We start from the raw sequence: 3731 nt of genomic DNA, 5'->3' as shown, positions 1-3731 counted from the left end.
TGTTAGCTGTTAGCTGTTAGCTGTTAGCTGTTAGCTGTTAGCTGTTAGCTGTTACGATTGTAGTATTTTAATGACTTTTTATCAAATTCTTTTTTTACTGCTGACTGCTAGCCGCCGACCGCTAACCATTTCCTGCTAGCTAATTTTCCCCATTACTTCCTTCTTCATTCCCTCTAACTTCTTATCTGCTTCTTTCTGAGTTTTTCCACATACGGAGAAGTATATTTTTATCTTTGGCTCTGTTCCTGATGGTCTTACGCAGAACCAGCTTTCATCTTCTAGGGTAAAGTGTAATACATTAGATTCTGGTAATAATATTTCAGACTCTAAACTATCAATTAAGTTTATTTTTTTACTAGTTTTGTAATCTGCAAATGTTTTTATCCTTCTATTATCTATAATTTTAGGAGGATTACTTCTAAATTCTTCTATAATAGATGCAATCTTTTCCATACCTTCTTTTCCAGCCATTTTTATGGATACTAAATCTTCCTTAAAATATCCATATTTTTCATATAGATTGACAAGGGCATCATATAAATTCATACCTTTAGTCTTATAATATGCTGCCATTTCACATATTAGCATGGAAGCTATAACAGCGTCTTTATCTCTTACGAAGGTTCCAGCTAAATATCCGTAACTTTCTTCATATCCAAATAAGAACTCTTTAGAATTATTTTCTTCAAACTCACCTATTTTTTCTCCTATAAACTTAAATCCTGTTAGAGTATCTATTGTGCTTATATCAAATGCCTCTCCTATTTTTTCTCCCATTTTACTAGTTACTATGGTCTTTATTAATACTCCATTAGATGGTAACTCATCCTTTTCTTTTAAACTAGTTAAAATATAATCTATTAGTAATGCTCCCGTTTGGTTTCCATTTAATATTTTGTACTCTCCCCTATTATCTTTTACTACAGCACCAACCCTATCACAATCTGGATCTGTTCCTAAAAGAAGATCAGCATGAACTTCTTCTCCTAACTTAATTGCAAGTTCAAAGGCTGCTCTTTCTTCTGGATTTGGAGATACTACTGTACTAAAGTTAGGATCTGGTAATTCTTGTTCTTTAACTACATATACATTTTCATATCCTAGTTCATCTAATACTCTTCTAACTGGCATGTTTCCAGTACCATGAAGTGGAGTATATACTATTTTTATGTCTTTATCCACATTTTCTCTTAGGGATAATTCTTTTACTTTATCTATATATACTTTGTCTATTTCACTACCTATTACTTCTAATAAGCCTTTAGTTTTAGATTCTTCTTTATCTATGTATTTAACTTTTTCATAGTCATCAACCTTATTTACTTCATCTATTACTATTTTAGCCTCATGGGGTACTAGCTGACACCCATCAGATCCATAGACCTTATATCCATTATATTCTTTTGGATTGTGGCTTGCCGTTAGAACTATTCCACCATTACAATTTAAATGTCTCACTGCAAAGGATAGTTCTGGAGTAGTTCTTAAGGATTCAAATACATATGCCTTTATATTATTGGCTGCTAGTACGCAAGCTGCTTCATAGGCAAAGTCTGGTGACATATGGCGAGAATCGTAGGCTATGACTACTTTGTTATTGTCTTTTCTTTTTAGTAAATAATTAGCCAATCCTTGTGTAGCACGTCTTACAGTGTATTTGTTCATTCTGTTAGTACCTGCCCCAATGATTCCACGAAGTCCTCCTGTACCAAATTCTAGGTCTTTATAGAATCTATCTTCAATTTCTTTATCATCTGTTATGTTTTTTAATTCATTTGTAGTTTCTTCGTCTATAGATGTACTATTTAACCATCCCTTATATTTATCTAAATAATCCATGCTCTACCTCCAATTGTTAAAATTTTTACACTATTTTATTATATATTATATTAACGTAGTTTTGTAGGGAAAATAAAAACACTCTCTTTTATGTACGAGAATGTTTTTCGTTTTAGGCATATAAAAAAAATAAACTAGCCAATTTCCTGAGGGGTTTGGATTATTTTCAAGGCATGGGGAGCGAGCATATTAAACATATGTAAGCGATTCCATAACGAGGAAAACAATTCAAATAACCAGTAAAATGACTAATTTTTTTTTTGAATATGCCTTATCTAACTTATCTTTATTGCTTTTATCTTTTATATATTATTTTTGCAAATTCATCTATATGTTCTCTTAACCCATCATGCTTTAAAGATTCATAATGTATCACATCAAAATAATATGGTAAGGGTAATTCCTCATTTAACTTTATACTTATCTCATTTACCATTTCTTTTGTTATATTTTCACCATAGATTACCAAATCCACATCAGAACCATTTTTATAATTTCCCATGGCACGGCTACCAAAAATAGCAGTTTTTTCAACTTGTTCTTTTTCCCATAAGGTATTAATAATTAATTCCATGCTTTTGGGTTTTATTCCAAAATTCATATTTTCTCTCCTAACAAATTATATACTTCATATATGGCCTTATAGTATTCCTCTTTTATCTTTGTTATGGCAAAATTAAATCTCTCTTCATCATAAGTATGTGCCAATAGATTTATCTTTTCTAGCATGTCCATCCACACTTCTCCATCTTCAATAAGTCCATAGTGAAATGCCGCCTTAATTACCTCTCTTGGAAATTTCACCTCTACTTCTTGTGATTCTAAGTAATCTTTTAATGTTTTCCAAGCAAGTTCAAAGGTGTACTCAAATCTCTGAATTAGCCCTTCTTTCTCAAGAATGCTTAATTTATTAAAATCTATAATTGCAGCATGTAGCTGTTTATATGCTCTATTAAAATTTTCAAATCGTTGACGCCATTGTATATCTTTATGACTCATGTATGCAATTGCCTCCTACAGTTTATATATTTTTATTTAATTATGTCACATTTATTTTTTCTTATAAATGTTGTTACCAATCGAGTAGGAGCTAAATAATTATTTTATTTAGCGTCCTCTCACACCACCGTACGTACGGTTCCGTATACGGCGGTTCAATAGAATTAACATACTCGTGCATATGTTTCTGCTAAGGACATTAATCCTGAATTCTTTAGTCTTGCATTAGTAATAGTTCTTCCTAAGATTGGGCTGTTGGCTACTCGCCAATAGCCTTTTCTTGTATTTGCAAATTCCCACGCCTTATTTTTATTTAATCCCAATCTTTGAAGATTTTTATATTTTGTTTTTATCTTCTTCCACTGTTTCCAATAACACATTCGAATTTGCCTTCTTAACCATTCATCTAATTTTTTTTAATTTATTTTTCATTCTAGCCAGTTTGAAGTAATTAATCCAGCCCACTATTACCTGTTTGATCTTTAGGTAAGCTGTTCTGATATTTCCTATCCTACTTCTTCCAGTTAAATATTTAATCTTTTCTTTTAGTTTCTTGACTGACTTTTCATGAACTCTAAATTCCACTCCACCTTTAACATTGTAGAATGAGTATCCTAAAAATTTCAGTTTCCATGGTCTACCAACTTTACTTTTTTCCTTGTTCACAGTTAATTTGAGTTTTTCTTCAATATATTTTGTTATACTTTTCATTACTCTGTTAGCAGCTTTTCTACTTTTAACATATATATTACAGTAAGTAGACCAAGGGAACCTCCCCCTTAGTCCCTCTCAGAACCGTACGTGAACCTCTCAGCTCATACGGCTCCCATCATCCAGCTGTTGGTAATATCCCAAATTTCCAGTGTGCAAACAATTTTCTATCTCTTTTCGCA

At 31.8% G+C, this 3731-nt stretch carries 5 protein-coding genes; all 5 read right to left on the bottom strand.

From position 1 onward, the window contains the following. Positions 1-135: 135 nt before the first annotated feature. Positions 136-1839, bottom strand: a complete 1704-nt coding sequence (locus N4A57_RS06010; RefSeq protein WP_293656835.1) for a phospho-sugar mutase — start codon at positions 1837-1839, stop codon at positions 136-138. Between the two features lie 295 nt (positions 1840-2134). Next, complete coding sequence (locus tag N4A57_RS06005) at positions 2135-2440, bottom strand: nucleotidyltransferase domain-containing protein (RefSeq protein ID WP_293656833.1); 306 nt, start codon at positions 2438-2440, stop codon at positions 2135-2137. Next, positions 2437-2838, bottom strand: coding sequence for a nucleotidyltransferase substrate binding protein (locus N4A57_RS06000; RefSeq protein ID WP_293656831.1), 402 nt, complete (start codon positions 2836-2838; stop codon positions 2437-2439). Before N4A57_RS06000 ends, N4A57_RS06005 begins: the two co-directional genes overlap by 4 nt. Positions 2839-3002: 164 nt before the next feature. Next, the gene (locus N4A57_RS05995; protein WP_293656829.1) at positions 3003-3218 is read right to left on the bottom strand and encodes a hypothetical protein; all 216 of its coding nucleotides are present in this window, start codon (positions 3216-3218) and stop codon (positions 3003-3005) included. 22 nt (positions 3219-3240) lie between these two features. Then, positions 3241-3549: a group II intron maturase-specific domain-containing protein gene (locus tag N4A57_RS05990; protein WP_293656827.1), complete on the bottom strand. Its 309-nt coding sequence runs from the start codon at positions 3547-3549 to the stop codon at positions 3241-3243. Positions 3550-3731: the final 182 nt, after the last annotated feature.

Origin of the sequence: Anaeromicrobium sp. (genome assembly GCF_025210435.1) — a bacterium.
Lineage (GTDB): Bacteria > Bacillota > Clostridia > Peptostreptococcales > Thermotaleaceae > Anaeromicrobium.
This window is presented reverse-complemented; position numbering and strand designations above follow the sequence as displayed.

Bases quoted from the DNA above. Each gene is read 5' to 3' on its own strand.
- N4A57_RS06000 (WP_293656831.1), bottom strand. From the start codon at position 2,838: ATGAGTCATAAAGATATACAATGGCGTCAACGATTTGAAAATTTTAAT.
- N4A57_RS06010 (WP_293656835.1), bottom strand. From the start codon at position 1,839: ATGGATTATTTAGATAAATATAAGGGATGGTTAAATAGTACATCTATA.
- N4A57_RS05995 (WP_293656829.1), bottom strand. From the start codon at position 3,218: ATGTGTTATTGGAAACAGTGGAAGAAGATAAAAACAAAATATAAAAAT.
- N4A57_RS06005 (WP_293656833.1), bottom strand. From the start codon at position 2,440: ATGAATTTTGGAATAAAACCCAAAAGCATGGAATTAATTATTAATACC.
- N4A57_RS05990 (WP_293656827.1), bottom strand. From the start codon at position 3,549: ATGAAAAGTATAACAAAATATATTGAAGAAAAACTCAAATTAACTGTG.